We start from the raw sequence: 3,316 nt of genomic DNA, 5'->3' as shown, positions 1-3,316 counted from the left end.
AAACAGCAGGGTGACCATACGATTGTCAAGGGTGAGCACCGTACCCAGTCCCTGTTCGGTCTCAGTATCACTAATCCAGCGTTGTCCAGAAACGAAACTCGTCATATTTGACTATTTACCTTGCCTGACTGACAGCCCGCTATTGTACGTTACCGCCCGGACGGTGCGTAGGCCGGAGATGGACCGGCGGACTGTATTTTGAAAATGGGTTACGGTGCGAGAGCCCCTATGATCAAACAGCGGGTTCTCAGGCTACTCGGGCCATCCCAATCATACGCTTTCCTGCCCGGTTTTTCCTGAATATTCTGACCGATGTACCAAAATAGCGGCGCTTTATTAGCAAAATCCGCTTGAATTGCACCTGGAGGCTGTCCGAAATTGAAATTATTGTGCCACGATGATTATAGACGGGAGTTTGGCTTCTATTTGTATTTGCCTGGCTTGTCTCAAGGTGTTCGGGAGGGAGTGCTGCACAGGGCTGGTGGCCTGTGCAGAGGTATCATCCAGGGCTGGTCAGAAGTGGTAACGCAGGCCCATCAGTAATGTGGTGGATTCCAACCTGCCCTTGAGCGATTCGTCACCGGTCGTCGGCAGGTTTTTCAGCTCCCAGTCTCCCAGGTTGCGATGTTCTACCCCAAGATCCAGGGCAAGGTGCTTGCTGAAGATATAAGAAACGCCTGCACCCACTGTCCAGGCCATTTCATTGCTGCTGTGGTCATCCCATTTTTCATTCCAGTTGGCGTTGTCTGAAAAGGTCTGTACACCGGATGTTTTGTTTTTTGCGTATCCTGCACCCGCCATAACGTAGGGCACCAGATGCTTGTTCAGGGGCATGTCGTAATAGGCTTTGAGCATGTAGACATCAGACTCAATACTGATTTTGTTATACGCAGTGCCAAGAAGTGTTGTATTGAATGGACCCCCTGTTAACTGATAGCCCAGAGAAACATCAATCTGATAATCCGATTCCTTCTGAAAAGCCCCTTCCAGCTCCAGGCGGAAATTGGGGTTAACTACCAGCCCGGCACCGAATGCACCAACGGCAACACTGTGATCATTATTCAGATTGGCTATCCCCATGCTGCCCCGAAATGCAACAGGGTTACTGCCAGAGTTCGGATTAGCAACTGCAATGAATGGATTGACAGCCTCAGTATCCTTTATTGCCGTATACGCTGCCCCGCCACGGGCAAAAGCATAAATATCCATGGCCTGGCTGGTGGCCGGTACGGCAAGCGCCAGGCTCACCAGCATTGCGTTCAATGTTTTCATCATTATTTCACCGTTCAATGGTTAGGGAATTTTTATTCGAAAGCGCAGTGTGCCTGCTTTCTAATTAGAAAGGATAGACAACCCGGAGGTGCACGGAATCGACGGGCAATATCAGCGGGCAGCGGATGACCGGAGCGGCATATTGTGTACTTCTGGCTCAATACCCGCCTGGCGGTATGCCCGGAACTTGGCCCTGGAAACCGCTTTATGGTCCGGGTTCTGAACCACTATTTCACAGGTACGGGCAAAATCCCTGAAGAATGAAGGGACCTCAGGGCTGAGATTAATCAGCAACCGCCTTGATTCAAGGATGGGGGTGTCAAAACCCAGGGTTATGGGGGACTGACTGGCCAAAAGCGCTCTTTTTTCTGATGCATTGCCCCGGGCCTGTGAAATGATCCCATGGGGAAGAAAGCTGTCCTCCCGCCATGCCCATAGCAATTGATCCATCGACTTGCAGCTGCTTTCATCCGTGGTATGAATATGCATGGGCAGTCCGCCACGCCATGCCTTGTCGATAAGGCGGCAGGCAAACTGCTGTTCGTTTTGCCCACTATTGTCAAGATTGCTGTCGAGAAGGTAGAAAGTCACTCGGGTCATGGGGAAATCATAAACTAATCTGTGCCAACAAACAGGCCCTGATCGATCTGGGCCTGTCATCAGTACTGAAAAAATCAGATTTTATTCAGCAGATATTGCACCAGCATGGGCACCGGACGACCGGTAGCACCTTTTTCCTTACCGGATTTCCAGGCAGTCCCGGCGATATCCAGATGGGCCCAGGGATAAGCTTCGGCAAATTTTGCCAGAAAGCAGGCGGCGGTAATGGTGCCCGCCGCCGGACCACCAATATTGGCCATGTCGGCAAAGTTACTGTCCAGCTGCCGAGTGTATTCTTCACCCATGGGCAGCTGCCATGCCCGGTCCATGGCTTCCTGGGAAGCGCTGAGCAGCTCTTCGGCCAGCGACTCATTATTGCTGAGCAGGCCGGTGGTGTGATGACCAAGGGCGACGATGCAGGCGCCGGTCAGGGTGGCAATATCGATCACCGCTTCTGGCTTATAACGTTCTGCATAGGTGAGCGCATCACAAAGCACCAGTCGGCCTTCGGCATCGGTATTAAGAATTTCGATGGTCCTGCCGGACATGGACGTTACGATATCCCCTGGCCGGGTGGCCTTGCCGCTAGGCATGTTTTCTGCCGCAGCCACCATGCCAATGACATTAATGGACAGATCCAGTTCAATGATGGCATTCATGACACCGAATACGCTGGCGGCGCCGCACATATCAAACTTCATTTCATCCATTGATGGGCCGGGCTTCAGGGAGATACCTCCGGTATCAAAGGTGATCCCCTTACCCAGAAGGACGAGGGGCCTGGTACCGCGTTTGCCATTTTTGAACTCCATGCAGATCAGGCGGGCTTCCTGTTCGGAACCGGCGCTGACGCTGAGCAGGGAACTCATGCCAAGGTCCGACATTTGTTTTTCATTGAGCACTTTAGTGGTCAGTTTGGCATGATTTTTCGCCAGTGCCCTGGCTTCTTCAGCAAGATAGGTTGGATGGCAGATATTACCCGGCAGGTTGCCCAGGGTTCTGGCCACATTCCGACCGTGACCGATGGCCTGCCCCTGGCTCAGACCGGCTTTCACTTCTTCGGCATTTTTACGCTCTGCCAGCAGTGTCACCTTCTTCAACACCGGACCTTTGCCAGTGTCGTTTTTAAACTGGCTGAACTGGTAAAACGCATACTCAACCGCTTCAACCACCTGACGGGTGATCCAGTGAAGTGATTTGCCCTCGACCACGATCTCTTCGATGGCAATGCTTGCTTCCCTGGCATTGAGTGACTTCAATTGGCTGGCCAGGTTGGCAGCCAGCTTGTTCAACCCGGCTTCTGTTAATGGCTTGTCACTATCACCCATGGCCACCAGCAGCAGACGCTCAACAGGCTCCTGCAGGGTTGGCAGGAGCATCAGTGAGTGGCCGGGTTTGAAATCCAGGTCGCCGCGTTTGAGTATGTTGGCAAGATATCCACCGG

General features: G+C 52.6%; 4 protein-coding genes. All 4 read right to left on the bottom strand.

Translation table 11 applies throughout. From position 1 onward, the window contains the following. A partial coding sequence (locus KDK14_RS21720; RefSeq protein WP_373691057.1) for a hypothetical protein occupies positions 1-105 on the bottom strand: 105 nt, incomplete at its 3' end. A gap of 408 nt (positions 106-513) precedes the next feature. Continuing rightward, a complete protein-coding gene (locus KDK14_RS09380) occupies positions 514-1,275 on the bottom strand; it encodes an outer membrane protein (protein ID WP_257264836.1) in 762 nt (253 codons plus the stop codon). Positions 1,276-1,383: 108 nt separating this feature from the next. Further along, positions 1,384-1,872 (bottom strand): DNA polymerase III subunit chi, encoded by a 489-nt coding sequence (locus KDK14_RS09375; protein WP_257264835.1) that lies wholly within the window; start codon positions 1,870-1,872, stop codon positions 1,384-1,386. Between the two features lie 74 nt (positions 1,873-1,946). Then, positions 1,947-3,316: leucyl aminopeptidase (locus KDK14_RS09370; RefSeq protein WP_257264834.1), on the bottom strand; the 1,370-nt coding region annotated here is incomplete at its 5' end.

This window comes from Endozoicomonas sp. ONNA2 (assembly GCF_024606365.1).
Classification (GTDB): domain Bacteria; phylum Pseudomonadota; class Gammaproteobacteria; order Pseudomonadales; family Endozoicomonadaceae; genus Endozoicomonas.
Note: the sequence above shows the minus strand (reverse complement) of the source record. Positions and strands in the feature narration are given on the sequence as shown.

Coding starts and splice junctions, on each gene's coding strand:
- KDK14_RS09375 (WP_257264835.1), bottom strand. CDS start 1,872: ATGACCCGAGTGACTTTCTACCTTCTCGACAGCAATCTTGACAATAGT.
- KDK14_RS09380 (WP_257264836.1), bottom strand. CDS start 1,275: ATGATGAAAACATTGAACGCAATGCTGGTGAGCCTGGCGCTTGCCGTA.